25 protein-coding genes are annotated in these 25,143 nt (G+C 71.8%); 16 read left to right on the forward strand and 9 right to left on the reverse strand.

Going from position 1 to position 25,143, the window contains the following annotated elements:
• The first annotated feature begins 201 nt into the window (after positions 1 to 201).
• Genes OHA21_RS48935 through OHA21_RS48945 form a run of 3 tightly spaced genes read left to right on the forward strand, consistent with a single transcriptional unit; the run spans position 202 to position 3,307 of the window.
• The gene (locus OHA21_RS48935) at positions 202 to 1,365 is read left to right on the forward strand and encodes an AAA family ATPase (protein ID WP_328467408.1); all 1,164 of its coding nucleotides are present in this window, start codon (positions 202 to 204) and stop codon (positions 1,363 to 1,365) included.
• Entirely contained in the window at positions 1,347 to 2,360 is a 1,014-nt protein-coding gene (locus OHA21_RS48940) for a DUF58 domain-containing protein (protein WP_442875219.1), read from the forward strand. Before OHA21_RS48935 ends, OHA21_RS48940 begins: the two co-directional genes overlap by 19 nt.
• Positions 2,357 to 3,307, forward strand: a complete 951-nt coding sequence (locus OHA21_RS48945) for a VWA domain-containing protein (RefSeq protein ID WP_328467412.1) — start codon at positions 2,357 to 2,359, stop codon at positions 3,305 to 3,307. Before OHA21_RS48940 ends, OHA21_RS48945 begins: the two co-directional genes overlap by 4 nt.
• Positions 3,308 to 3,636: 329 nt before the next feature.
• Here OHA21_RS48945 and OHA21_RS48950 read toward each other — a convergent pair whose 3' ends face one another.
• Positions 3,637 to 4,281 (reverse strand): response regulator transcription factor, encoded by a 645-nt coding sequence (locus OHA21_RS48950; RefSeq protein WP_328467414.1) that lies wholly within the window; start codon positions 4,279 to 4,281, stop codon positions 3,637 to 3,639.
• The gene (locus tag OHA21_RS48955; protein WP_328467416.1) at positions 4,278 to 5,369 is read right to left on the reverse strand and encodes a sensor histidine kinase; all 1,092 of its coding nucleotides are present in this window, start codon (positions 5,367 to 5,369) and stop codon (positions 4,278 to 4,280) included. The genes OHA21_RS48950 and OHA21_RS48955 overlap by 4 nt, the downstream gene beginning before the upstream one ends.
• 205 nt (positions 5,370 to 5,574) lie before the next feature.
• Between OHA21_RS48955 and OHA21_RS48960 the strand changes: the two genes are divergently transcribed.
• The 6 genes from OHA21_RS48960 (at position 5,575) to OHA21_RS48985 (ending at position 10,485) form a co-directional block, all read left to right on the forward strand.
• A complete protein-coding gene (locus tag OHA21_RS48960; RefSeq protein WP_328467418.1) occupies positions 5,575 to 6,279 on the forward strand; it encodes a beta-ketoacyl-ACP reductase in 705 nt (234 codons plus the stop codon).
• A gap of 39 nt (positions 6,280 to 6,318) precedes the next feature.
• Positions 6,319 to 7,086 (forward strand): enoyl-ACP reductase FabI, encoded by a 768-nt coding sequence (gene fabI, locus OHA21_RS48965; protein WP_328467420.1) that lies wholly within the window; start codon positions 6,319 to 6,321, stop codon positions 7,084 to 7,086.
• A 20-nt stretch (positions 7,087 to 7,106) separates the two neighbouring features.
• Complete coding sequence (locus OHA21_RS48970; RefSeq protein ID WP_328467422.1) at positions 7,107 to 8,135, forward strand: ferrochelatase; 1,029 nt, start codon at positions 7,107 to 7,109, stop codon at positions 8,133 to 8,135.
• Positions 8,078 to 8,914: an HAD-IIA family hydrolase gene (locus tag OHA21_RS48975; protein ID WP_442875220.1), complete on the forward strand. Its 837-nt coding sequence runs from the start codon at positions 8,078 to 8,080 to the stop codon at positions 8,912 to 8,914. Before OHA21_RS48970 ends, OHA21_RS48975 begins: the two co-directional genes overlap by 58 nt.
• Before the next feature lie 5 nt (positions 8,915 to 8,919).
• Positions 8,920 to 9,315, forward strand: a complete 396-nt coding sequence (locus tag OHA21_RS48980; protein WP_328467426.1) for an NUDIX hydrolase — start codon at positions 8,920 to 8,922, stop codon at positions 9,313 to 9,315.
• 93 nt (positions 9,316 to 9,408) lie between these two features.
• Positions 9,409 to 10,485: a hypothetical protein gene (locus tag OHA21_RS48985; protein ID WP_328467428.1), complete on the forward strand. Its 1,077-nt coding sequence runs from the start codon at positions 9,409 to 9,411 to the stop codon at positions 10,483 to 10,485.
• Position 10,486: 1 nt separating this feature from the next.
• Here the strand turns inward: OHA21_RS48985 and OHA21_RS48990 are convergent, their stop codons facing one another.
• Positions 10,487 to 10,990: an NUDIX domain-containing protein gene (locus tag OHA21_RS48990; protein ID WP_328467430.1), complete on the reverse strand. Its 504-nt coding sequence runs from the start codon at positions 10,988 to 10,990 to the stop codon at positions 10,487 to 10,489.
• Positions 10,990 to 11,772, reverse strand: a complete 783-nt coding sequence (locus OHA21_RS48995; protein ID WP_328467432.1) for a hypothetical protein — start codon at positions 11,770 to 11,772, stop codon at positions 10,990 to 10,992. The genes OHA21_RS48990 and OHA21_RS48995 overlap by 1 nt, the downstream gene beginning before the upstream one ends.
• A gap of 89 nt (positions 11,773 to 11,861) precedes the next feature.
• On the opposite strand from OHA21_RS48995, the gene OHA21_RS49000 reads away from it, so the two are divergent.
• Complete coding sequence (locus tag OHA21_RS49000) at positions 11,862 to 12,668, forward strand: DUF3097 domain-containing protein (RefSeq protein WP_328467434.1); 807 nt, start codon at positions 11,862 to 11,864, stop codon at positions 12,666 to 12,668.
• Here the strand turns inward: OHA21_RS49000 and pdxR are convergent.
• The gene (gene pdxR, locus OHA21_RS49005; protein ID WP_328479021.1) at positions 12,649 to 14,067 is read right to left on the reverse strand and encodes a MocR-like pyridoxine biosynthesis transcription factor PdxR; all 1,419 of its coding nucleotides are present in this window, start codon (positions 14,065 to 14,067) and stop codon (positions 12,649 to 12,651) included. The two genes, OHA21_RS49000 and pdxR, sit on opposite strands and share 20 nt — an antisense overlap.
• Before the next feature lie 65 nt (positions 14,068 to 14,132).
• On the opposite strand from pdxR, the gene OHA21_RS49010 reads away from it, so the two are divergent.
• A complete protein-coding gene (locus OHA21_RS49010; protein ID WP_328467436.1) occupies positions 14,133 to 15,074 on the forward strand; it encodes a DMT family transporter in 942 nt (313 codons plus the stop codon).
• Between the two features lie 810 nt (positions 15,075 to 15,884).
• Here the strand turns inward: OHA21_RS49010 and OHA21_RS49015 are convergent.
• Positions 15,885 to 17,189, reverse strand: a complete 1,305-nt coding sequence (locus tag OHA21_RS49015) for a serine hydrolase domain-containing protein (protein ID WP_328479023.1) — start codon at positions 17,187 to 17,189, stop codon at positions 15,885 to 15,887.
• A 111-nt stretch (positions 17,190 to 17,300) separates the two neighbouring features.
• On the opposite strand from OHA21_RS49015, the gene OHA21_RS49020 reads away from it, so the two are divergent.
• From OHA21_RS49020 to OHA21_RS49035, 4 genes are all read left to right on the forward strand, one after another.
• The gene (locus OHA21_RS49020) at positions 17,301 to 17,750 is read left to right on the forward strand and encodes an NfeD family protein (RefSeq protein ID WP_328467438.1); all 450 of its coding nucleotides are present in this window, start codon (positions 17,301 to 17,303) and stop codon (positions 17,748 to 17,750) included.
• Positions 17,751 to 17,781: 31 nt separating this feature from the next.
• Complete coding sequence (locus OHA21_RS49025; RefSeq protein WP_328467440.1) at positions 17,782 to 18,891, forward strand: SPFH domain-containing protein; 1,110 nt, start codon at positions 17,782 to 17,784, stop codon at positions 18,889 to 18,891.
• Positions 18,892 to 19,046: 155 nt separating this feature from the next.
• Complete coding sequence (locus tag OHA21_RS49030; protein ID WP_328467441.1) at positions 19,047 to 19,712, forward strand: hypothetical protein; 666 nt, start codon at positions 19,047 to 19,049, stop codon at positions 19,710 to 19,712.
• Positions 19,679 to 20,530 (forward strand): TrmH family RNA methyltransferase, encoded by an 852-nt coding sequence (locus OHA21_RS49035; RefSeq protein ID WP_328479025.1) that lies wholly within the window; start codon positions 19,679 to 19,681, stop codon positions 20,528 to 20,530. Before OHA21_RS49030 ends, OHA21_RS49035 begins: the two co-directional genes overlap by 34 nt.
• A 1-nt stretch (position 20,531) precedes the next feature.
• Here the strand turns inward: OHA21_RS49035 and OHA21_RS49040 are convergent, their stop codons facing one another.
• The gene (locus tag OHA21_RS49040) at positions 20,532 to 21,038 is read right to left on the reverse strand and encodes a hypothetical protein (protein ID WP_328467442.1); all 507 of its coding nucleotides are present in this window, start codon (positions 21,036 to 21,038) and stop codon (positions 20,532 to 20,534) included.
• 87 nt (positions 21,039 to 21,125) lie between these two features.
• On the opposite strand from OHA21_RS49040, the gene OHA21_RS49045 reads away from it, so the two are divergent.
• Positions 21,126 to 22,796 (forward strand): FAD-binding oxidoreductase, encoded by a 1,671-nt coding sequence (locus OHA21_RS49045; protein WP_328467443.1) that lies wholly within the window; start codon positions 21,126 to 21,128, stop codon positions 22,794 to 22,796.
• A gap of 875 nt (positions 22,797 to 23,671) precedes the next feature.
• On the opposite strand, the gene OHA21_RS49050 is transcribed toward OHA21_RS49045, so the two are convergent.
• Both OHA21_RS49050 and OHA21_RS49055 read right to left on the reverse strand, forming a co-directional pair.
• Positions 23,672 to 24,034, reverse strand: a complete 363-nt coding sequence (locus tag OHA21_RS49050) for a signal peptidase I (protein WP_328467445.1) — start codon at positions 24,032 to 24,034, stop codon at positions 23,672 to 23,674.
• A gap of 10 nt (positions 24,035 to 24,044) precedes the next feature.
• A complete protein-coding gene (locus tag OHA21_RS49055; protein ID WP_328467447.1) occupies positions 24,045 to 25,136 on the reverse strand; it encodes a serine hydrolase domain-containing protein in 1,092 nt (363 codons plus the stop codon).
• Positions 25,137 to 25,143: the final 7 nt, after the last annotated feature.

Genomic DNA, 25,143 nt, shown 5'->3' on the forward strand with positions numbered 1-25,143 from the left:
GATCGCGCAGAAAGATCAACACGACCGGACTATGGCGTGCGGGGCAGCGATGGGGACAGTGCCGGCCGGTTGACGGCACCTGCGCCTAGGCTTGCCGCAGCGGCTCCTAGGAACCTCTCAGCCGTGTGTTGTTGTGTGTCGTGTAAGTCTTGAACGTCGGCATCCACGCCGGCGGATCACGACCGTTGTGGAGGACGACCGGTGGCGCAGCCGAGCACGCCCGAGAGCGAGACCAGTCCCGACGCGGGTGCGCCGGTGCCGCCGGCGCATGACGCCTCGCTCCTCGAGCGCGCGATGTTCGAGGTGAAACGGGTCATCGTCGGGCAGGACCGGATGGTCGAGCGGATGTTCGTGGCGCTCCTGGCGCGCGGCCACTGCCTGCTCGAGGGCGTGCCCGGCGTGGCCAAGACGCTCGCGGTCGAGACGATGGCCAAGGTGGTCGGCGGCACGTTCTCCCGGGTGCAGTTCACGCCCGACCTGGTCCCGGCGGACATCGTCGGCACCCGGATCTACCGGCAGTCGAGTGAGAACTTCGACGTCGAGCTCGGCCCGGTCTTCGTGAACTTCCTGCTCGCCGACGAGATCAACCGGGCGCCGGCCAAGGTGCAGTCGGCGCTGCTCGAGGTGATGGCCGAGCACCAGGTGTCGATCGGCGGCAAGAGCTACGAGGTGCCGAGCCCGTTCCTGGTGATGGCCACGCAGAACCCGATCGAGCAGGAGGGCGTCTACCCGCTGCCCGAGGCCCAGCGCGACCGCTTCCTCATGAAGATCCTGGTCGGCTACCCGACCGACAGCGAGGAGCGGGAGATCGTCTACCGGATGGGGGTGAGCGCCCCGGAGCCGAAGCAGGTCTTCAACCCGGAGGACCTGCTCGCCCTGCAGCGCCGCGCCGACCAGGTCTTCGTGCACAACGCGCTGGTCGACTACACGGTCCGGCTGGTGCTGGCCACCCGGGCGCCGGCCCAGCACGGCATGCCTGACGTGGCCCAGCTGATCCAGTACGGCGCCAGTCCGCGCGCCTCGCTCGGCATCGTCCGGGCCACCCGGGCGCTCGCCCTGCTCCGCGGCCGTGACTACGCCCTGCCGCAGGACCTGACCGACGTCGCGCCGGACATCCTGCGGCACCGCCTGGTGCTCAGCTACGACGCGCTGGCCGACGACATCCCGGCCGACCACGTGGTCGCCCGGATCATGCAGACCGTCCCGATGCCGTCGGTCGCCGCCCGGCAGGGCGCCTCGCCGAACGGGCAGCCGACCGCTGCGGTGGTGCCGGGCGTGCAGCCGACCAGCGGGGTCCCGGCCGCGGCCTTCGACAACCGCCAGGCGTATCCGCAGGCCGGCGCGGGCTGGCACGGGCAGCCATGACCACCGCGCCCGCCACGGACGACTCCGCCCGGGCGGAGGCGGTCCTCGGCCGCCTGCAGTTGCTGGTCACCCGGAAACTGGACGGCCTGCTGCAGGGCGACTACGCGGGCCTGCTGCCCGGTCCGGGCACCGAGGCGGGCGAGTCCCGGGAGTACCGGCCGGGCGACGACGTGCGCCGGATGGACTGGCCGGTGACGGCGCGGACCACGCTGCCGCACGTGCGCCAGACGGTGGCCGACCGCGAGCTGGAGACCTGGATGGCGGTCGACCTCTCGGCGAGCCTGGACTTCGGTACGGCACGCTGGCTGAAACGGGATCTGGTGATCGCCGCCGCGACCGCGATGGCCCATCTGACGGTCCGCGGCGGGAACCGGATCGGCGCGGTGGTGGGCACCGGCTCCGGCGTACCGGAGAAGGGGGAGAGCCCGAGCTGGTGGCGCCGGAAGGCGGCGACGCAGCCGGCGCCGCACCCGGCCGGCCCGGTGGTCCGCCTGCCCGCGCGGCCCGGCCGCAAGGAGGCGCAGGGCCTGCTGCGGGCGATCGCCCGCACGCAGATCCGGCCCGGCCGGACCGACCTGGGCGCCCTGATCGACATGCTGAACCGGCCGCCGCGACGGCGTGGCGTGGCCGTGGTGATCTCCGACTTCCTGGCGCCGGTGGAGGGCTGGGCCCGGCCGGTGCGCAAGCTCGGGGTACGCCACGACGTGCTCGCGATCGAGGTGGTCGACCCGCGTGAGCTGGAGCTGCCCGACGTCGGCGTGCTGACGCTGGCCGACCCGGAGTCCGGCGCGCTGCACGAGGTCCAGACCTCCGATCCGAAACTGCGCCAGCGGTACGCCGAGGCGGCCGGCGAACAGCGTGCCGCGATCGCCCGGACGCTGCGTGCCGCCGGCGCCGCCCACCTGCGCCTGCGCACCGACACCGACTGGCTGCTCGACATGGTCCGCTTCGTGGCCGCTCAACGCCACGCCCGTACCCGAGGGACCACACGATGATCCGTTTCCTGGAACCGTGGTGGCTGCTGACGATCCTGCCGGTCCTGCTGATGGCCGGCGTCTACGTCTGGCGGCAGTTCCGCAAACGCTCGTACGCGATGCGCTTCACCAACGTCGACCTGCTGCGCACCCTCGCGCCGAAGGGCCTGGGCTGGCGCCGGCACGTCTCCGCCGCAGCGTTCCTGCTGATGCTGGGCGCGCTGGCGGCCGCGACCGCGCGCCCGTCGGTGGACACCGAGCAGCCGCTGGAACGCGCCACCGTGATGCTCGCCATCGACGTCTCGCTGTCGATGCAGGCCGACGACGTGGCGCCGAGCCGGATCGAGGCGGCGCAGGAGGCGGCGAAGGCGTTCGTCAGCGAGTTGCCGCCCACCTACAATCTGGGTCTGGTGTCGTTCGCGAAGGCGGCGAACGTGCTGGTCTCGCCGACCAAGGACCGGTCCGCGGTGATCTCCGCGATCGACGGGCTGACGCTGGCCGAGGCGACCGCCACCGGTGAGGCGGTGTTCACCTCGCTGGACGCGATCCGCACGGTGCCGGCGGACGGGGCGGACGGCGCGCCGCCGGCCCGGATCGTGCTGCTCTCCGACGGGTACCGCACGTCCGGCCGGTCGATCGAGGACGCGGCGACCGCGGCTTCGCAGGCCAACGTGCCGGTCTCGACGATCGCCTTCGGCACCGACACCGGCGTGGTGGACATCCGCGGCTCGGTGCAGCGGGTGCCGGTGGACCGGCTCTCCCTGCAGGAGCTGGCCGAGAACACCAAGGGCTTCTTCTACGAGGCCGCGTCGGTCAGTGAGCTGAAGCAGGTGTACGAGGACATGGGCAGCTCGATCGGTCACCGGACCGAGCCACGTGAGGTCACGCAGTGGTATGCCGCCGCCGGCCTGCTGCTGGGCCTGCTGGGCGCCACGATGAGCCTGCTCTGGACCTCGAGGCTGCCTTAGGGCGTGTTGTGCGCGAGCACGAAAAGCACGACGACCCAGGCCGAGAGCAGGGTGAAACCGAGGGGCGCGACGAAGTTCTTCATGATGGAACCGTCTTCCGCTGGTGACTGAACGAGGTCAGAGTCACGTCGCGGCCGGAAAGACCCGCGCACGGCTGAGCCGTGTGAACACCGGATGCGCGGGAAGAGAGAACTGGTCAGCGAGGCTGACGAGTGTCCCGGCCGCGACTAGGAGGATCGCTATCTCGCACAGCGATCACCTCCGTCAAGTCGTCGGGCCTGGGAACCGTGTGGGAGCGTACTCCTTAAGCGCCGCTTAAGAAAATCGGGTCACTCTCCCGCGGCAACGAGTCCGGTCTCGTACGAGAAGACCACCGCCTGCGCCCGGTCCCGCAGACCGAGTTTGCCCAGGATCCGGCCCACATGCGTCTTCACCGTCTGCTCGGCGACCACCAGGTCGGCGGCGATCTCGGCGTTCGAGCGGCCGCGGGCGATCAGCCGCAGCACGTCGGTCTCCCGCGGGGTGAGCGCGTTGAGCGCCACCGGCCGGGGCCGGTCCCGGTGCGGCCGGGCGGCGAACTCGGCGATCAGCCGCCGGGTCACCGACGGCGCCAGCAGCGCCTCGCCGGCTGCCACCACCCGGACCGCGTGCACCAGGTCGGCGGCCGGGGCGTCCTTGAGCAGGAAGCCGCTGGCCCCGGCCCGCAGCGCCTCGTAGACGTAGTCGTCCAGGTCGAAAGTGGTCAGGATGAGCACCTTGGGCCCGGTGATCCGCCGGGTCGCCTCCAGGCCGTCCATCACCGGCATGCGCACGTCCATCAGCACGACGTCCGGCCGCAGCTCCCGGGCCGCCTCGACGGCCGCCGCGCCGTTCGCCGCGTCGCCGACCACCAGCAGGTCGGGCTGGGCGCCGAGCAGCGCGCCGAAGCCCTGCCGGACCATCGCCTGGTCGTCCGCGATCAAGATTCTGATCATTCGTGGGCCTCCGGTTGCCGGGGGATCCGGGCGGCCACCAGGTAGCCGCCGTCGCCGTCGGGGCCGGCGGTCAGCTCACCGCCGAGCAGGGTGACCCGCTCCCGCATCCCGACCAGGCCGTGGCCCTGCTGCCGGGTCCGGTCCGGGCCGGTGAGCTCGTTGCGCACCCGCAACTCCAGGTGGGCGGCGTCGGCGCGGGCATCCAGCCGCACCGGGCCGCCGGGCGCGTGACGCGCCGCATTGGCCAGGGCTTCCTGCACGATTCGGTACGCCGTGAGCCCGACCGCCTCCGGCAGCTCACCGAGATCCGGTAGTTCGCTGGTGACCGGCAGCCCGGCCCGGCGCGCCGTCGTGACGAGTTCGCTGATTTCCGCGTACCCCGGCTGTGGTTCTTTCTCGGCCTCCGCGTGCTCGGCGCGCAGCACGCCGAGCAGCCGGCGCATGTCGGTGAGGGCCTGCCGGGCCGCGCCGGCGATCGAGGCCAGCTCCTGCCTGGCCGGCTCGGGCAGATCGTCCAGCCGGTACGGCGCGGTCTCCGCCTGCACCGCGATCATCGACATGTGGTGTGCCACCACGTCGTGCATCTCCCGGGCGATCCGGGCCCGTTCCTCGAGCACCGCCCGCTTCGCCCGTTCCAGCTCGGTGAGTTCGGTGAGCTGGCGGGTGCGGCTCCGCCGGGACGCGATGTTGCCCAGCGCGCCGATCACGACCAGCAGCAGCGCGGCGCCCCACGCGTTGGCGTCCGGGGCATAGAGGAAGACCGGGATCAGGCTGAGCGTAGTCGCCCAGACCGTCACCATCGATTCGCTGGTCGTCGCCAGCCGGGCCAGGACGACGAGGAAGCCGACGATCTGCACCGGGTTCCACGGCCAGGGCTCGATGGTGAGGTCCGCGCCGATCGTGCCGGCGAACATCATCGGGTAGGCCACCCGCCAGGCCCAGACCGGCAACCGGTAGCTCAGGGCCACCGGCAGCACCGAGCCCACGCTGATGATCGCCATCAGCCACCCGGGGATGGCCCGGGCGTCCTCCAGGGATTCGGAGGCGCTGAACGCGAGGCCGGTCAGCGCGAGCATGGCCAGCGGCACGGCGTACCGTGCGCGGCCGCGGGCCGGTGGCCTCGGCGTTTCCCTTTTGAACGTTAGGTAAGTCAGCGGCCCCATCACTCCGCCGGGCGACCCAGGGCCGATAGTCTCCATTCCCAGCAGGTTACGGCGAGTGTGTGCGGCTGTCGTGACCCTGCGGTGCCACCCGGCACCCCTACCTGGGTATGACCTGACGAAGGAGTGCGTTGTGGCTCGCACCGTGCTGGTGACCGGAGGAAACCGCGGGATCGGCCTGGCCATCGCCAAGGCGTTCGCGAAGCAGGGCGACCGGGTCGCCGTCACCCACCGCGGATCCGGCGCGCCCGAGGGACTGCTCGGCGTGCAGTGCGACATCACCGACTCGTCCGCCGTCGACGCGGCGTTCACCTTCGTGGAGAACGAGCTGGGCCCGGTCGAGGTGCTGGTCGCCAACGCCGGGATCACCGACGACACGCTGCTCATGCGGATGACCGAGGAGCAGTTCGACCGGGTGATCGACACCAACCTGGCCGGCGCGTTCCGGGTCGCGAAGCGGGCCAGCGGCAAGATGCTGCGTGCCCGCTGGGGCCGGATGATCTTCATTTCCTCGGTGGTCGGCCTGTACGGCGGCCCCGGCCAGGTGAACTACGCGGCGAGCAAGGCCGGCCTGGTCGGCATGGCCCGTAGCATCACCCGTGAGCTGGGCACCCGCAACATCACTGCGAACGTGGTGGCACCCGGTTTCATCGAGACCGAGATGACCGCCGTCTTGCCGGAGTCGCGCAAGGCCGAGATCATCAAGGCGGTTCCGGCGGGTCGCCTCGCCTCCACCGACGAGGTCGCGGCGGCGGTGACCTTCCTGGCGAGCGACAACGCGGCGTACATCTCGGGCGCCGTGCTCCCCGTCGACGGTGGCCTGGGCATGGGCCACTGAGTTTTGCGCTTCTCAATAGGCACTGTCAGGAGAGAGAACTTGTCTGGATTGCTGGCCGGAAAACGGCTGCTCGTCACCGGGGTGATCACCGACGCCTCGATCGCGTTCTCGGTGGCGAAACTGGCGCAGGAGAACGGCGCCAAGGTGGTGCTCACCGGGTTCGGCCGGCTCTCGCTGGTCGAGCGGATCGCCAAGCGGCTGCCCGAGCCGGCGCCCGTCATCGAACTGGACGTCACCAACCAGGAGCACCTGGACAGCCTCGCCGACCGGGTTCGCGAGCACGTCGACGGACTGGACGGCGTTGTCCACTCCATCGGCTTCGCTCCGCAGAACGCCCTGGGTGGCGCGTTCCTGGAGACCACCTGGGAGGAGGTGGCCCAGGCGTTCCAGGTGTCGACGTACTCGTACAAGTCCCTCGCGACCGCGTGCCTGCCGCTGATGCAGGCGGGCGGCTCGATCGTCGGCATGACGTTCGACGCGACCAAGGCGTACCCGCTCTACGACTGGATGGGCGTGGCCAAGGCCGGGCTCGAGTCGGCGTCCCGCTACCTCGCCATGCACCTCGGCAAGCAGGGCATCCGCAGCAACATGGTGTCGGCCGGACCGCTGCGCACGATGGCGGCCAAGTCGATCCCGGGCTTCAGCGACTTCGAGGACGCCTGGACCCAGCGGGCACCGCTCGGCTGGAACCTGACCGACCCGGAGCCGACCGCCCGCGCGGTCTGCGCCCTGCTCTCCGACTGGTTCCCGGCCACCACGGGTGAGATGGTGCACGTCGACGGGGGCTACCACGCGCTTGCCGCGTGATCCGGTGGCAGGATGGTCGGGTGGTTTACGACGCGTTCGTCCTGCTCTCCTTCGGTGGACCCGAGAAACCCGATGACGTGATGCCGTTCCTGCGCAACGTGGTGCGCGGGCGCGGTGTCCCGGACGAGCGCCTCGCCGAGGTGTACGAGCACTACATGCACTTCGGCGGGGTGTCCCCGATCAACCAGCAGTGCCGCGATCTGCTGGCCGCTCTTTCGTCGGATTTCCGCGATCATGGCATCGGTCTCCCCACGTACTGGGGCAACCGCAACTGGCACCCGATGCTCGCCGACACCGTCGCGCAGATGCGTGACGACGGCGTCGAGCACGCGCTTGGCTTCGCGACCAGCGCGTACGGCGGGTACTCCTCCTGCAAGCAGTACTGGGAGGACATCGCCGCGGCCCGGGCCCAGGTCGGCCCGCGCGCCCCCAGGATCGCCAAGCTGCGGCAGTTCCACGACCACCCGGGCTTCGTCGAGCCGCACGTCGAGGCCGTCAGTGCGGCGCTCAGCACGCTTGACCCGGCCCGCCGGGCGACCACCCGGCTGGTCTTCACCGCCCACTCGATCCCGGTCAGCATGGCGAACACGGCCGGTCCGACCGGCGGCCGCTACAACGCGCAGCTGGAGGAGACCGCCCGGCTCGTGCACGCCGCCGCCGCGATGGACCTCGGCTACGACCTGGTCTGGCAGAGCCGCTCCGGCCCGCCGCAGATCCCGTGGCTGGAGCCGGATATCAACGACCACCTGGAAGCCCTCGCCGAGAAGGGGGTGACCGACGTGGTGGTCAGCCCGATCGGCTTCGTCTCCGACCACCTCGAGGTGATCTGGGATCTGGACAACGAGGCGAAGGACACCGCCGCCCGCCTCGGCCTGGGGTACGCCCGTGCGGCCACCCCGGGGATTCACCCGAAGTTCGTCGCAATGGTGCGGGAACTCGTACAGGAACGTACCGATGATCAAGCGCGTGCCTCGATCGGTACGCTGCCGATCTGGGACGCCTGCCCGGCCGACTGTTGCCCCCCACCCGCGCGACGAAAGGCATCCTGATGAAGGAGCGCAAGGCGATCGAGAGCTGGCTCACCGACATGGACGGGGTGCTCGTCCACGAGGGTGAGCCGGTGCCGGGCGCCCCCGAGTTCGTCAACCGGATGAAGGCGTCCGGCAAGCCCTTTCTGATCCTCACCAACAACTCCATCTACACCCCGCGTGACCTGCAGGCCCGGCTGTCCCGGATGGGCTTCGAGGTGGATGAGCAGTCGATCTGGACGGCTGCGCTGGCCACCGCCCAGTTCCTCGCCGACCAGCGGCCGGGCGGTACGGCGTACGTGATCGGCGAAGCCGGCCTGACCACCGCGATGCACGCCTCCGGGTACGTGCTGACCGAGTTCGACCCGGACTACGTGGTGCTCGGCGAGACCCGCACCTACAGCTTCGAGGCGATCACCAAGGCGATCCGGCTGATCAACGCGGGTTCCCGGTTCATCTGCACCAACCCGGACGCCACCGGACCGTCCAACGAGGGCCTGCTGCCGGCCGCCGGCTCGGTCGCCGCGATGATCTCCAAGGCGACCGGCGTGAAGCCGTACTTCGTCGGCAAGCCCAACCCGATGATGATGCGCTCGGCGCTGAACGCGATCGGCGCGCACAGCGAGACCACCGCGATGATCGGCGACCGGATGGACACCGACGTGCTGTGCGGTCTCGAGGCCGGGCTGGAGACGATCCTGGTGCTGACCGGGATCAGCAGCCGGATGGAGAGCGAGACCTATCCGTACCGGCCGTCCCGCATCATCAACTCGGTCGCCGACCTGATCGACGAGATCTGAGCCTGATGGAGGTCGTCGCCGCCGCCTGGGTCTGTGTCCGCGACCGGCGGGTGCTGGTGGTCCGGGCGAGCGGTTCGGACGCGTTCTACCTGCCGGGCGGCAAGCCGGAGGCCGGCGAGAGCCACGCCGAGGCCGCTGCCCGGGAGGTCCGCGAGGAGGTCGGCATCCCGGTCGACCCGGCGGCGCTGCGGCTGTTCACCACCATCGAGGCGCCCGCGCACAACCGCCCGCCGGGCACCCGCGTCCGCCTGGTCTGCTTCATCGGCCCGGCCACCGGCGAGCCCGCGGCCGCCAACGAGATCGCCGAGCTGGCCTGGTTCTCCTCGGCCGAGTCGCACCGCTGCGCCCCGGCCATCCAGCGACTGCTCACCGAACTCGTGGATGCCGGCCTGATCGACTGATCCTTACCGATCCCTTACGAGGTCGCTCCAGCGGTGGCCGGAGAGATCCACGGCGGCGAGGCTGAGGTCCTCGACCGAAACGGGGAGGCTCTCATGAAACTGTCGAAGTCCCTGCTGGGCGGCGTGACCGCGCTGGGCGTGGCGCTGGCCGCGCCGCCGCCCGCATCCGCTGCCGAGACGTCCTGGCGCGTCACGTCGGCGTCGCTGCCACAGCTGAGCCGGCTGCAGGACGTGACCGCGACCGGCCCGTCGGCCGCGTGGGCGGTCGGCTACCAGAACCACTCGTTCGTCGGTGTGCCGGCCGGCCTGCAGTTCTACGCCGTGATGCGGTGGAACGGCTCCCGCTGGGCGCAGGAGCAGCTGCCCGGCGACCCCAGCAACCTGACCGGGGTCAGCGCGGCGGGCAACGCCGACGTCTGGACGGTCGGCCATGCCGACGAGTTCGTCCCGTACGCCGCTCACTTCAACGGCCGTACGTGGACGAATCACCGGCCCCTCGGCGACGACAGGTTCGCGACTCTGAACGACGTGGCGGCCCGTGCTGGACGAGCGGTGTTCGTCGGCTCCAAGCACCCCAACCCCAAGATCGTGGAGTGGGACGGGCAGCGGTTCACCGATGTCGCGGTCACCGTGCCGGACAGCTGGTCCAACGGGCTCTACTCGGTGTCCACCGCGTCGGACGGGGTGACCTCCGCGGTGGGCGAGACGTACCGGGCGGACGGGTCGGGTCCGTACCCACTGGCCCTGCAACGGCGGAACGGGGCATGGCGGGTGATGCCGATGCCGGACATCGTCAACGCCCGGCTCCTCAGCGTGGCGGCGCGCTCGGCGAATGACGTCTGGGCGGTCGGCACGATCGACGACAGCTACACCCGTCAGCCGCTGATCATGCACTTCAACGGGCAGTCGTGGCGGCAGATCGCCGCACCGGTGTCGAACGCCCCACTGCAGACGGTCGCCGTCGATGCCGGCGGCACCGTGTGGATCGCCGGTCACGACGAAACCCGCCGGCTGGCGCTCTACCTGAGTTACCGCGCCGGCCGCTGGACGGTCGAGCGGGGGACCGGCGACCTCGCCATCTCCGGGCTCGCCGCGATCCCCGGAACCACCGGCGGATTCTGGGGAGTGGGCACCGACGGCACCGGTGCGGTCATCGCGCGGCGCGGCTGAGTCACCGTCTCCGGCCGAGCTCGGTGAACCATCGCGTGGCGATCGCCGTGTGGATGCTGAAGCCGAGCTCGGTCGGGCCGTAGAGGATCTCCCGGCCCAGCGCTTCCGGGTTCGCCAGCGGAGGTGGCAGCGCGGCGGCGCCGGGCAGGGGCGGGAGCAGGGCGAAGACGAGCAGGGTGCCGTCGGGGGCGCTGATCGTGTCGTAAAGGCGTACGCCCGCAGGGTCGGCCACCAGGCCGGTCTCCTCGAACAGTTCCCGGACCGCGGCGGCCTGCCAGGTCTCGCCGACGTCGATGAAACCGCCCGGCAGGGCGAGCCGGCCGACGGCCGGCGGAACGCCGCGCCGAACCGCCAGCAGGCCGGCTCCGACCGGCTGGACAGCGACCGCGACCGGGCTCGGATTCAGGTAGCTCGTCTCGCCGCACGCGCCGCAGCGGCGCGGCCAAGGCTGACCGGGCAGGAACCGCGCCCCGCAGTACGTGCAGTGGGCGTGACGATCCTGCATTACGGGCGCAGCGGGGAGTTGCAGGCCGCGACCAGCGCCTGCCGGCAGGCGGCGGTCAGCGGGCGCAGGGCCGCGTCCCGGGCCTGCGCCTCGTAGCCGTTGACCGCCCCGCCCGGCGCGTTGCTCCCGGCGAGCGCCAGCACCTGGTCGAGCACGGCCGCCCGGGCGAAGAGCCGGCGGGCCCGCGGGTCGAAGCCGGGTGGCAGAGTGGCGGTGCTCTCCGGCCGCCGCAGCGCCTGCAGGGCGCCGGCCAGCTCGGGTTTCCACTGCGCCACGTCCAGCTTGGTGAGCTGGGTGGTGGCTTCGGTGAGCGCGGTGGTCAGCTCGGCCTCGGCCTCGGCGGCGCCCATCTGGAAGACCGGACGGTACTCCGGCGCGGGGAGCACCCGCCAGAGCACGGTCGCGAACTCCACGCCGGACCCGGAGGTGTGCTTGCGCACCTCGGGCACGACCCCGAAGGACGGCGTCATCACCGCCTCGCCGGCCAGCAGGGCGGCGCCGGTCAGGTCGCTCGGGCCGGGCAGGCCGCGCGGGTCGCCGGGGGCGGGCAGCACCAGCCGGATCTCGTCCGGGTGCAGTTTCGCGAAGATCGGCAGGCCCTGGGGGAGAGGTACGTCGGTCCAGGTGCCGGGGGCGTCGGCGACGAGCTGCTCCTCGCCGTCGGCGATCTCGTCGGCCAGCTCGTCGAAGGGCACGAGCCCGGCGCGCCAGGCACGTACCCAGGCCACGAACCGGGTGGACCGGCGGGCGGTACGGGTGGCCGCCTCAGCTGCGGGAGACATGCGGCAAGGGTACGTGCCGGTGCGGAAGGTTGTCTCGGCTCGGAGCGTCACGGACGGAGGGTTCCTGATCACGGGTTACCGTGCGGGTCATGTATGGGGAGGATGTGCTCGAGGGGAACTGGCGCCGCCGCAAAGTGATACCCGAGGTGGACGCCGAACCGGATCTGGTGGTCGAGGACGCGGACTCCGGCTTCTGCGGCGCGGTCGTCGGCTTCGAACTCGGCGCCGTCGTGCTGGAGGACCGGCACGGCAAGCGCCGCAACTTCCCGCTCGAACCGGCTGCCTTCCTGCTCGACGGGCAGGTGGTCACCCTGCGCCGGCCCACTTCGAAGGCGACGCCCGCGCAGCGCCGGATCACCGCCTCCGGCTCGGTCGCGGTCGCCGGGGTGAAGGCACAGGTCGCCAAGGCCAGCCGGATCTGGGTGGAGGGCATCCACGACGCCGCCCTGGTCGAGCGGATCTGGGGTGACGACCTGCGGATCGAGGGCGTGGTGGTGGAGCCGCTGGACGGCATCGACGACCTGGCCGCCGCGGTCGCCGAGTTCCGGCCCGGCCCGCAGCGGCGGCTCGGTGTGCTGGTGGACCACCTGGTTCCGGGTTCCAAGGAGAGCCGGATCGTGGCCGCGGTGACCGATCCGAACGTGCTGATCACCGGTCACCCCTACGTGGACGTCTGGCAGGCGGTGAAGCCGGAACGGGTCGGTCTGCGCGCCTGGCCGGTCATCCCGCCGGGCCGGCCGTGGAAGGAAGGCGTCTGCGCCGCCGTCGGCGTCCGCGAGCCGGCCGAGATGTGGCGCCGCATCCTGGCCTCGGTCCGCAGCTACAAGGACGTCGAGACCCCCTTGATCAACTCGATGGAGCGCCTGATCGATTTCGTCACGGTCCTGGAGGACTGAGCACGCGGCCGATGCGTTGCGCGGCCTCGATGAGGCGGTCCGGCGCCTGCGCCGCATAACCCAGGACCAGGCCCGGCGGTCCCGGCCGTCGGCGGTGCCAGCTGAGCGGATGCACCTGTACGCCCGAAGCACCCACCCGCTCGGCGAGGAGCGTGTCGTCACCGTCCCCGGGCAGCATGACCAGCAGGTGCAGCCCGGCCGCCACCCCCGTCACCCGGGCCTGCGGCAGGTGCTCGCGCAACCCCGCGAGCAGCGCGTCCCGCCGGCGTCGTTGCCGGGTTCGCACCGCCCGCAGATGCCGCTCGTAGTCGCCGGACGCGATCAGCTCGGCGAGCACGAGCTGCGGCAGCGCCGGACTGCCCAGGTCGCTGGCGTGTTTGACGGCGAGCAGTTCGGTCTGCATCCGGCGCGGCGCGATCAGCCAGCCCACCCGCATGCCGGGCGCCAGCGACTTGGAGACGCTGCCGAGGTACGCCACCCGGTCCGGCGCCGACCCCTGCAGCGCGGCGACCGGCGCCCGGTCGTAGCGGTGCTCCGCGTCGTAGTCGTCCTCGATCACCAGTCGCGTCTCCGCCCAGCTCAACAGGGCGCGCCGCCGGTCCGGGCCGAGCACCACGCCGGTCGGGAACTGGTGCGCCGGGGTGAGCACAGCCGCGTCCAGCCCGGTCGCGGCGAGCTCGTCGACCCGGATCCCGTCGTCGTCGACCGGCACCCCGACCGGCCGCAGCCCCCAGAACGCCATCTGGTCCCAGGCGCCGCGGGAGCCCGGGTCCTCGACCGCTACCGCATCCGTGCCCTGGCCGCGCAGAACGTGCGCGAGCAGGGCGAGTCCCTGGGCCACGCCGCTGCAGATCACCACGTCGTCCGCTTCGGCCCGGACCCCACGGGTACGCGCCAGCCAGCCGACGAGCTCGGCCCGCAGCCGGGGTGTGCCGCCCGGGTCGCCGTACCCGAGGTCGGCGCCGGTGACCCGGTCCAGCACCGCCCGTTCGGCCCGCAACCAGGCGGTACGCGGAAACGCCTGCAGATCCGGCACCCCGGGCGACAGGTCCAGGTCGACGCCGTCCGCAGCTCGCAGCGGCAGCCGTAGCTCCGCGAGGGTGCGCCGCCGGTCGCCGGCCGGCCGGGCGTTGAGCGCCGTCCCCCGGCCGGTGACCACGGTTCCGGAGCCGGTCCGCGCCCCGGCCAGCCCCTCGTCGACGAGCCGCTGGTAGGCCTGCACCACGACGCCCCGGGAGATGCCGAGCTCGCCGGCGAGCAGCCGGGTCGCGGGCAGCCGGTCGCCCGGGGTGAGCCGCCCGGAGACGACGGCGTCGCGCAGACCGTCGGCCAGCCAGGCGGTCAGCCCTTTCGCCGGGGCCGTCTCCGGGCGCAGCTGAAGGAAGTCCGAACCGGTGATTGGTCCACCTCATCACGCCTCGATTGGTCCTCGAACCGGACCATACTCGCGACGAGCATCAAGGTGTGAAAACACTCCCGATCCTCGCCGGCGCCCTCGGCATGGCCTTCGTCGGCGGCAGCGCCGCCGTCTCCGGCCGGCTGGCCGACGCGCCGTACCTCACTGTCCAGAGTCTCCGGTACGCCCTCGCGTGCCTGCTCCTGATCGGCTGGGCGCGGTGGACCCGGGCGCCGTTGCGCCTGCCGCGCGGCGCCGAATGGCTGTGGCTGCTCGGCGTCACCGGCACCGGCCTGCTGCTCTTCAACGTCGCCCTGGTCCGGGGCAGCATGCACGCCGAACCCGCGGTGCTCGGCGTCGCGGTGGCGTGCGTGCCGATCCTGCTCGCGGTCGGCGGCCCGCTGCTGGAAGGCCGCGGCCCGGCGCCCCGGGTGATCGCCGCCGCGGTCGTGGTCACCGCCGGCGCCGCCCTGGTGCAGGGACTCGGCCGCACCGACGGGATCGGTCTGTTCTGGGCCGCCGTGACGTTCGCCTGCGAGGCCGCGTTCACCCTGCTCGCCCTCCCGGTGCTCGGCCGGCACGGCCCGCTCGGCGTCTCCGTGCACACCACCGCGATGGCCACGGTCCTCTTCGGCGTGGCCGGGGTGGCCGTCGAGGGCCCCACCGCGGTCACCCGCCTGCACACCGACGACCTGCTCGCCGGCGCCTACCTCGCGGTCCTGCTCACCGCGGTCGCGTTCCTGCTCTGGTACACCTGCGTAGCCCGCCTCGGCGCCGGCCGCGCCGGCCTGCTCACCGGGGTCGCCCCGATCGCCGCCGCCCTGACCGGCATGGCCCTGGGCGGCCCGTCCCCGCGCCCGCTCGTCTGGCTGGGCATAGCCACCGTCGCCGCCGGCCTCGCCCTCGGCCTGACCACCCGCCGCCCCGCCCCAACCCCACCCCAGCTGACCACCACGGCCGCTTCCGCGCCGGGGAAGCGACGCTGGGCGTCAGCCGAAGTGCCGGGCTGACCGCCAGGGCTGCTTCCCGGGCCGGGAAGCGACGCTGGGCGTCAGCCGAAGTGCCGGGCTGACCGCCAGGGCTGCTTCCGCGCCCGGGAAGCGACGCTGGGCGTCAGCCGAAGTGCCGGGCTGACCGCCAGGGCTGCTTCCGCGCCCGGGAAGCGACGCTGGGTGTCAGCTGAGGGTTCGGGCTGACCGCCAGGGCTGCTTCCCGGGCCGGGAAGCGACGCTGGGCGTCAGCCGAGGTGCTGGGCTGACCGCCAGGGCTGCTTCCCGGGCCGGGAAGCGACGCTGGGCGTCAGCCGAGGTGCTGGGCTGACCGCCAGGGCTGCTTCCCGGGCCGGGAAGCGACGCTGGGCGTCAGCCGAGGTGCTGGGCTGACCGCCAGGGCTGCTTCCGCGCCCGGGAAGCGACGCTGGGCGTCAGCCGAGGTGCTGGGCTGACCGCCAGGGCTGCTTCCCGGGCCGGGAAGCGACGCTGGGCGTCAGCCGAGGTGCCGGGCTGACCGCCACGGCTGCTTCCGCGCCCGGGAAGCGACGCTGGGCGTCAGCCGAAGTGCTGGGCTGATTACCACGGCTGCTTCCCGGGCCGGGAAGCGACGCTGGGCGTCAGCCGAGGTGCCGGGCTGACCGCCAGGGCTGCTTCCCGGGCCGGGAAGCGACGCTGGGCGTCAGCTGGCCGCCCGGCCAACGCGGGGGCTACTGGAGCGGCCACCTGCATGGGCCCGGCGGGCGCGCTGGGGCCCGGGGCCGTGCGGTGATCGCGCGGCTTGGCGGTACTCCTTCGAAAACCCGTACCGGAAAGGGGCTTGATCTTGGGCTATGCCAGATGTTCGGGGTTGCGGCGGTAGATGAAAGTCGCGATGTCGATGTGGTCCATCGTGCCCTCCGGGGAGCGCACCAGCGACATGACCTCGCCCTCGTTGTTGCCGGTGAGGCCGCGCCAGCGGTCCGGTGCCTCGCGGATGAAGCGGGTGCGGTGGTGCGGCCCGGTCATCAGCAGGCCGTCGCCGTCCGGGGTGATCTCGTACTCGCGGCCCATCCACCACCAGCGGCCGCAGAGTTCGGCGGCCTCACCCTGCGGAGGCGCGGACGGGCGCCAGACCGGGACCGTCGACGGCTCGTTGTCGAGGACGGTGGTCAGGGTCTCCAGACTGATCTCTTTGATGCCGGCGCCGGTGAGGCCGTAGGCGTTGGCGAACAGGATGACGCCGAGCCGGCTGCGGCGGTGGACGGCCAGGTGCGCGACGTATCCGGGCATCGAGCCGCCGTGGCCGACGTAGACGCGTTCGCCGACCCGGTACAGCTGCGGGCCGAGGCCGTGCCCGCCGGTCCACGACTCCAGGTCGCTGATCACCACCGGGGCGCACATCTCGTCGACGGTCTCCCGGGCCAGCACCGCGGGGGCGGGGTCGGCCAGGAACCCGGCCCATTTCGCCATGTCGGTGACGGTGGACCAGAGCTGCCCGGCGGGCGCCATCGCACCGGTGTCCGGGCGGGGTTCCTCGTGCAGGGCGCCGCCGAGGGCGTGCACCACGTAGCCGCGGGCGTACGGTTCGACCGGGTGGTAGCTGGTGCGTTTCATGCCGAGCGGGTCGAGGACGCGCTTGCCGACCAGCTCCGCCCAAGACTGGCCGGTGACCTTCTCCAGGACCGCGCCGAGCAGGCCGTAGGCGAGGTTGGAGTAGCGGTACCGGCGGTACGGCGGACCGGCGAGCTTCTCGTAGGTCAGGGACGCGAGCAGTTGGTCCACGTCCCCGCCCGGGTTGCGCTCCCACCACAGCCCGTCCGGTTCGCGCTGCAGCCCGGAGACGTGCCCGAGAAGCTGGCGCAGCGTCACCCCGCCGATCGGGGTGCCCGGCAGATGCCGGTAGAGCAGGTCGTCCAGGGCGAAGAAGCCCTCGTCACGCAGCTGCATCACCAGCGTCGCGGTGATCGTCTTGGTGATCGAGCCGAGCCGGTACTGGGTCTTCGGATCCGGCCGGGGTTGCTCTCCGGCGCCCGCGAAGTGCAGCACCGCACGGTCGCGAACCACCGCGCACGCGAGCGAAGGCACCCGGCCGGTGGACTGTGCCCGGGCGACGATCTCATCGATCCGTCGGCCGGTCTCCGGAAGCAGCGACACGCTGGGGTCCCTCTCCTGTGGCGAACTCATGGGTCTAACTGTTCGACGTCGATTCGGGTACGCCGCATTCTGGCGTCGCTGAACGTGCGCGGACGTGCCACGATCGTGGATGTGGACGCCGTACTCTGGATCATCCTCGCGATCGCCCTCGTGGTCGCCGAGGCCTTCACCGCGACGATTCTGGTCGTCTTCTTCGCCGCCGGCGCTGCCGGTGCGGCGATCGCTGCCGGCCTGGGCGCCTCGGTGCTGGTGCAGGTCATCGTGTTCGCGCTGGTCTCCGGCGTGTCGGTGGCCGCGGTCCGGCCGATCGTCATGCGGCACGCGCGATCCGCGCTGGAGTCGGGCGACACCCCGTTCGGGATCGAGGCGATGGAGGGCGCGCGCGGCACGGTCGTGGACGAGGTCGGCCCCCACCAGGGCATGATCAAGATCGACGGCGAGCTGTGGCAGGCTCGCGCGTTCGACGGCAACGAGACATTTTCCCCCGGTGACCACGTAAGGGTCGTCAAGGTCCGTGGCGCCACGGTCCTGGTCTGGCACGACGACCTTCCCGACGTCTGAGTAGTCCCATCACGAACATCTGAGAGGCGTCATGGAAGTCATCATCCTGGTCCTCGTCATAGCCATCGCGGTCTTCGCGGTGACCACCCTGGTCCGCTCTGTCCGGATCGTCCCGCAGCAGCGGATGGACGTCGTCGAGCGGCTGGGGAAGTACAAGCGCACCCTGTCACCGGGGCTGAACCTGCTGGTCCCGTTCGTCGACGCGGTCCGCACCAAGGTCGACATGCGGGAGCAGGTGGTCTCGTTCCCGCCGCAGCCCGTGATCACGTCCGACAACCTGGTCGTCTCGATCGACACGGTGCTCTACTTCAAGGTCGTCGACCCGGTCCGCGCGACGTACGAGATCTCGCACTTCCTCCAGGCGATCGAGCAGCTCACCGTCACAACACTGCGCAACGTGATCGGCTCCCTGGACCTGGAACGCGCGCTGACCAGCCGTGAGGAGATCAACAAGCATCTCTCCAGCGTGCTCGACGAGACCACCGGCCGGTGGGGCATCAAGGTCACCCGGGTCGAGATCAAGGCGATCGAGCCGCCGCCCAGCATCCGCGACTCGATGGAGAAGCAGATGCGCGCCGAGCGGGAGCGCCGGGCCACCATCCTCAACGCCGAGGGTCACAAGCAGGCGGCGATCCTCACCGCCGAGGGTGAGAAGCAGGCCGCGGTGCTGCGCGCCGACGGTGACCGGCAGTCCCGCATCCTGCAGGCCGAGGGCCAGGCCAAGGCGATCCGGACCGTGTTCGACGCGATCCACCAGGCCAACCCCTCGCAGAAGGTGCTGGCGTACCAGTACCTTCAGTCGCTGCCGCAGATCGCCAACGGCTCGGCGAACAAGGTGTGGATCGTGCCGACCGAGCTGACCAAGGCCCTCGAGGGTCTCGGCGGCGCGCTCGGCGGCCTGGCGAACATGGCCGGTGACCTGCCCTCCTCGCAGGTCGACGCGGGTGCGGTGGAGCGCGAGGCGGCAGCGGCCGCGGAGGCTGCGGCGGCCGAGGCACAGAAGGTGGATGCCGAGGTACGCGCAGCCGAAGCCGAAGTCAGCGGCAACGACAAAGCCCTCCCGGCGTCCGACGTCATCCCGCCCGCCGCAGCGCTGGGCAGCGCCGACTATCACGAGACGAGCCAGGTCGAGAAAGCCTGACAGTCGTCTGGCAGGGCCGGTCCTTCACCGACCGGCCCTGCCCTTTTTGTGGTATCCGACACATGGGCCGGAGAAGTTTGGCATGCTTCCGTGCAGGATTCCGACCGGTGCCCCCCGGCCGCTCGGCTTGTTGCCCCTGTGATCGAGGCGGAGCCATGAGCATCAGCCAGCGTCAGACCGCAAGTGGCCGTCCCCTGCGGATCGCTCCGGCCTGGGTCGGCGCCGCAACGCCGGCCGACGGCGCGGACCATCTTCCGGTACGCGACGCGGTCTGGATCTGGTCGGTCCGCCGGTACGCGCGCCTCGCTCTCTGGGCCCTACCGGTCGCCGCCGTCCTGTACGGCTGGCTCACCCTCGGCGTCGACACCCCACCCGGTCCGCTGGCGGTCGGCCTGCTCGCCGGCTGGCTGGCCACCATCTCGCTGATCGCCCTGGCCGGCCTGCTCGCCGGTTCGCGGACCCGCCGCTGCGCCCTGGCCGGTTTACTGGTCACCCTGGCCGGCGCCACCATGCTGCTGCCGCTCGCCGCACTGCCCGAGGACGCGGTGCTGGAGAGCGCCCCGCTGGTCGCCGGGCACGAGCCGGGGCTGCTGACCACGGCCGGGACGATCGCCGGCGCCGGGATGCTGCTGCTGGGCTGGGCGGTGTTCCGCTCCAAGCTGGTCAACCCGGCCGACGGGGTGCTGCTGATGCTCGCCGCGGTGGCGATGGGCGCCGGCACCTATCTGACCCAGCCGGTGCCGACGGTCGGGGCGCTGCTGCTGCTCGCCGCCGGGATGGGGCTGGCCTGGACGGGTGGCCGGCTGGTGCCCCGCGCATAATCGGGCCGGTGCCCGACGTACAGCTGATCACCGACCCCGACGACGAGCGGCTCGGTGACTATCGCGCCCTCACCGACCTTGAGTTGCGTACCAGGTGGGAGCCGCCCAACGGGCTCTTCATCGCCGAGGGGGAACTGGTGCTGCGGCGCGCGCTGCGGGCCGGTTACCGTCCCCGGTCCTACCTGATCGACGCCAAACGGGTCGCCCAGATCGAGGATCTCGAGGACGCGCCGATCTACGCGGCCACCCCGGACGTGCTGGAACGGGCCACCGGTTTCCACGTGCACCGCGGGGTGCTCGGCTCGTTCCACCGGTCGCCGCTGCTCGGCGCGGACGAGGTGCTCGCCGGCGCGCGCCGGGTCGCGATCCTGGAGGACGTCAACAACCACACCAACATCGGGGCGGTGTTCCGGGGCGCGGCCGCGCTCGGCATCGACGCCGTCCTGCTCTCGCCGACGTGCGCGGACCCGCTCTACCGGCGCAGCGTCCGGGTCAGCATGGGCGAGGTGTTCGCGGTGCCGTACGCCCGGCTCGAACCCTGGCCGGACGCCCTGCACCAGGTCCGGGAGGCGGGTTTCACCGTGCTCGCGATGACCCCGGCCCCGGACGCGGTCGCGATGCAGCGGCTGACCCCTGAGCAGCGGAAACGGGCGGCCCTGCTGCTCGGCGCCGAAGGGCCCGGCCTGTCGCGGCACGCCCTCGCCGCGAGCGACGTGCCGGTCAAGATCCCGATGCGGCGCAACGTCGACTCGCTCAACGTGGCGGCCGCGGCGGCGGTGGCGTTCTGGGAGCTCGGCCGCGACGACCTGGAAATCTGAGTCAGCACCAGGCGGCGCCGTCGTGGGACGCGGTCACCTCGAGGCCGTACTCGTCGGCCGGGGCGTCCGGGACCCCGGGGGTGTCGTTGAAGTCGCTGGGGAACCAGACCGCCAGGTACGCGGTGGTCCCGTCGACCTCCTTGGTGAAGCAGCTGCGGGCGGCGCTCACCACGAGCCCGGTGCTCGGCACTCCCGGGCCGTCGCCGGACCAGGTCCACCCGTCCTGTTCGGCGGCGGTGCGGTAGAACGTCTGGACCCCGGGCCGGTCGAGCCGGGACCGGTAACTGCGGCCGGCGTGCGCGAAACCGTCGTCCTCGTCGCAGCCGAACCCCTCGCCGACCCCCTCCGCGCCGTCCGGGTGGACGCCGAGGATCGCCAGCTCGTTCAGGTCGCCGGCGAACGCGCGGTCCCGGTGGCTGCATCCGCCGCCGAAGACGCTGCCCGAACCGCAGGCGGTCAGCGAAGCGGCGGTCACCACTGCCATGACCAGCAGCCGGATATCGATCACCGGCGCAGCATAGTGTCCTTCTTCAAGCATCAGGGGCGTCCGGTGCGGGAAGATGGACCTTGAGGCTCGTACCGTTCTTCTCCGGGGGTGTCAGTGTCGTCTGGTTCGGGACCGGGGTCGGACCCGCATCTGCTCGCCCTGCTGCGGGCCATCCGGCTGCGGCAGAACGCGCCGGACGCGGCAGCCGCCGGCGAGGCGGACACCGCGGCCGCGCTGTCCGAGCTGCCCGCCCCCGACGAACCGGAGCCGGCCACCGACCCGGAGCCCGCGGCACCGCCGGCTTCCGGGCCCGGGATGCCCTACGGCAGGTCGAGCGGCACACCGGGCCGCCGGATCCTGCCCAAGCCGGCCGCCGGGCCACCCTCCGCCGAACGCGGCACCTCAGAGTTGCTGTGGCGCGGTGATCCCGGGGCCACGCTGGGTCGCTCCGGGTTGGCAGCCCGGAAGACTCGGCGGGGTGCTTGGGGCGTACCGGTCAGTGGGGTGAACCCGGTCGGAGCCACCGGCGCCGTGCCCGAAATCCCACCGGTGGCGGGCCCCCGCCCCATCGGGGCGGCCGGCACTGAATTCCCGGTCATCCAGCCGCAGGTCCGTCCCACCATGCCCGGCCCGCTGCGCCAGGACGGCATGGACCCGGCCGACGACGCCGCGCTGCGCGACACCCAGCGCCTGCTCAGCACCAGCCTCACCTTCGCCGGCGGCACCGAGGAGGTGGCCGACCGGCTCTGGCACGCGCTGTACCGGGCCCAGCCCGACCTGCTCTCGGTGCTGCCCGGCTCCCCGCAGACCCAGCGTGACCAGATCGCCCGGGCGCTCATCTGGCTGACCCACACCCTGGACTCACCGCCCACGCTGGTGGCCGGCTGCACCGCGCTGGGCGCCGCCCTGGCCGAGTCCGGGGTGCAGTGGAAACAGCTCGAACTGGTCGGCGCCGCCCTCGCCGAGGCGCTGCGGGCCGGGATGGCGCCCGGCGCCTGGCGACAGGACTTCGACCACGCCTGGCGCTGGACGTGGCAACACAGCTACGAATGGATCGTGCACGGCGGGACACTCACCGGATATCAGCCGACCACCTGGCGCGCCGAGGTGGTCAGTCACGACCTGCGCCGCCCGGACCTCGCCGTGCTGCGGCTCCGGCCGTATCTGCCGATGCCGTTCCGGCCCGGCCAGTACGCGCGCATCGAGGTGCCCGACGTGCCGGGCGTCTGGCGGCCGTATTCACTGGCCCTCGCCCCGCACCGCGACGACCTGGTCGAGCTGCACGTGCGGGCCAAGACCGAGACGGGGGTCAGTGGCACGCTGGTCTATGACACCCGCGTCGGTGATCAGGTGCGGATCGCTCGGGCCGAGGGGGAGATGGGGCTGCCGGTCGATCCGGGTCGTGGCGTTTTGATGATCGCGGGGGACACCGGAGTGGCGCCGATGAAGGCGATGCTCGCTGAGCTGGCGGCTACGGCTGATCCGCGGCCGGCTGTGCTGTTCTGGGGGGTGCGCGACATCAACGAACTCTACGACATGCCTGATTTATCGGAAATCGCCCGGTCGGCGCCGCGGGCGACTGTGGTGCCGGTGATCGCCGAAGGCGATCCGGGGCCGTACCCGTCCGGCCTGGTCACGGACGCGGTCGCCGCCTACGGCGAATGGTCCGGCAGCGAGGTCTACCTGGCCGGGCCGCCGCTGATGCTCGCCGCGACGAGCGCGGCCTTGCAGCAGCTGGGCGTGGCGCCCGAGCGCATCCATCACGACGCTCCGGAATAGGGGGTACGGGTTTCCGCCGTCGCCCGAATCGATGCCCGTCCCGCCGCTTCCAGGCGGCCAGGCACAACTCAAGGCAGCCAGCGCCCGCGCCGGGCTTACCTATCTCCCGGCCTACCTCGCTCCACCCTTCCCGCTCGAACCCGAGCTTCGTGCGCTTGTCCCATTCGTCCATCACCGGAACCACCACCGCGGCCCCGCCGACCAGGTCAGCGGCCAAACCGCCGAACAAGTCGTCCTGCCCGACCGCTTCGCTCTTCTTCACCGCCGACGCCGCATCCACCGCGCCGCGCGAACCGAGCCGTCGCCCACGCGCCCACCTGGCTGAGCTGCCCCGCTCACTTCCCGCCTGTTCCTGCGCCTCGTTCCTACCGCGCCGCGCCTCACTCCATCCCCGAGGCCGAGCGGGCCAGGCTCGCCAGCTGGGCTGCAGGCCCGCCGGCTGGCGCTCGGTGCTGTCTCCCGCTCCTCGAAGCAGCCGTGAGTGTCAGCCGAGGCCGCCCGGCTGGCGCTCAGTGTTGTTTCCGGCGTTGCGAGGCAGCTGTGAGTGTCAGCTGAGCCGCCCGGCTGGCGCTCAGTGTTGTTTCCGGCGGCGGGAGGCAGCCGTGAGTGTCAGCCGGGCCGCCCGGCTGGCGCTGAGTGTTGTTTTCGGCGGCGGGAGGCAGCTGTGAGTGTCAGCTGAGCCGCCCGGCTGGCGCTCAGTGTTGTTTCCGGCTCCTCGAGGTAGCCGTGAGTGTCAGCCGAGCCGCCCGGCTGGCGTTCAGGGCTGTTTCCGCGGGTGCGAGACGACCCTCAGCGCCAGCTGGGCTGTCCGGCTGGCGCTCAGGGTTGCTTCGTCGGTCCCGGGACAGCCGTGAGTGACAGCCGTGCGGAAAGGGTCAGCGGACGGCGTAGCCGGGGACGGAAGGCCAGCGGACGGTCAGGACGACTGACTCCTCGGCGGCGTACCAGGAATGATCGACGCCGCGCTGCCAGACCACGTAGTCGCCCTGCTTGTCGAGGATGACGGTGCGGCCGGGGAACTCCATGTGGAAGCAGCCACTGATCAGCACCAGCAGGGCCGTGCGGGCCTCACCGCGTACCCATCGGGCCCGGCGATCACCCTGCGCATGACGGCCCCACTTGATCTCGACGTCGGTGCTGTGCCGGGGGTCGCCTTCCGGCTTGAAGTGGCCCAGCAGCCAGCCGTGGTCGGCGAGCGCGTCCGGGTCGGCGTTCCCGACGTAGATCCCATCTGTCACGCCGGGAACGTTACCTACCGGCGCTGCGGACGACCGCTTCGATCAGGTCGGCGTTCTCCGGCGCGGCGCCTCCGGGGAAGGCGAAGCGGCGGCGCGTGTACGCGTACGCGATCCCGGTCCGAGGGTCGGCGAATGCGTGCGACCCGGCGGCACCGCTATGACCGAAAGCGATCGGGCTGAGCCCACGATAGTGGGTCTGGGTCTCGAAGCCGAGACCGAAGTGCCCGGGCTCGCCGGTGACCACGTCGGTGCCGGGCGACGACACCGTGGCGAAGGTGGTCAGCGTGTCCCGGTCGAGCAGCGGTTCGGCGCCGTCGACGCCCCAGACCGCAGCCGCGTACATCTTTGCCAGCCCTCGTGCGCTGGCCACTCCGGCCGCGGAGGACTGCCCGAGCGCGCGCACCGACGGGATGTTGATCCACTCCGCCAAGTCGGTGGGTGGGTCGGCGTTGAGGTTGAAGGCGACGCCGATGAGGCTGTCCGGCGGGAGTTCGGCCTTCTGCGGTGCGGGCAGGACCGGCCGGTAGCGGGACTCGTCGGGTGAGCCGAGGAAGACCTCGACAGCGAAAGGCGTCCGAACCAGATCAGTAAAGAGCTGCTGGATGGTACGGCCGGTGGCGCGCTCGGCGACCGCGCCGAGGAGGGCGCCGATTACGAAGGCGTGATACCCGTACGTCGAGCCGGGCCGCCAGAACGGCTGCTGGCGGAGCAGGCGGTCGGCGAGGATCCGGTCGTCGGCCAGCTCGGCGGAGGTGAAGCCGCCGTCGACGCCGATCAGCCCGCTGCGATGGGCAAGCAGGTCACGCAGGGTGAGGTCGCTGGTGAACTCCGGCCAGTACGCCACGACGGGCCGGTCCAGGTGGAGGACGCGATCGCGGACCAGGCGGGCGATCACCAGGTGGGTGGCACCCTTGGTCGCCGAGAAAACGCCGGTCAGCGCGTCGCCGTCACCGGCCGCGCTGGACCACAGGTCGGCGACGATCCGGTCGCGCTGGTAGGCGACGAGCTGCGCCGCCGGGTCGCCGGGCTGGTCGGCGAGCATCTTGGCGAACGCGTCGCGGACTTCGGTGTACGAGCTGTCAACAGTGCCGTGAACCGCCATGCCGGTG

The organism is Actinoplanes sp. NBC_00393, from assembly GCF_036053395.1.
Taxonomy (GTDB): domain Bacteria; phylum Actinomycetota; class Actinomycetes; order Mycobacteriales; family Micromonosporaceae; genus Actinoplanes.